Origin of the sequence: Mesorhizobium sp. M7A.F.Ca.CA.002.15.2.1 (assembly GCF_003998715.1) — a bacterium.
In the GTDB taxonomy this organism is placed as follows: domain Bacteria; phylum Pseudomonadota; class Alphaproteobacteria; order Rhizobiales; family Rhizobiaceae; genus Mesorhizobium; species Mesorhizobium ciceri.
This window is the reverse complement of sequence record NZ_RZPI01001301.1, coordinates 1-389: the sequence shown is the minus strand read 5'-3', so window position 1 is coordinate 389 and position 389 is coordinate 1. Positions and strand designations below refer to the sequence as shown.

Sequence of the window (389 nt, the reverse complement as noted above, 5' to 3'; positions counted from 1 at the left end):
CCGTTGAAGCGCAAGAGCGGCACGCACAATTCGATCATCTTCGCCGACGGCGGCAAGATCATCGCCGAACGCTACAAGCTCGATCTGCCGAACTACGGCGAGTTCGACGAGAAGCGCGTCTTCCAGGCCGGACCCGAGATCCAGGGGCCGGTCAATTTCCGCGGCGTGCGCATCGGAATTCCGATCTGCGAGGACATCTGGGGCGATGTCGATATCTGCGAGACGCTGGCCGAAAGCGGGGCGGAAATCCTGCTGGTGCCGAACGGCTCACCCTATTATCGCGCCAAGATCGATGTCCGCCACCAGGTCGTCATCCGCCAGGTCATCGAATGCGGGCTGCCGATGATCTATGCCAACCAGCTCGGCGGCCAGGACGAGCTGATCTTCGA

General features: G+C 61.7%; 1 protein-coding gene. It reads left to right on the top strand.

The window, feature by feature from the left end; all coding sequences use genetic code 11:
* Positions 1-389 (top strand): nitrilase-related carbon-nitrogen hydrolase (locus tag ENZ74_RS34245; protein ID WP_281059788.1); only part of this gene is annotated, 389 nt, incomplete at both ends.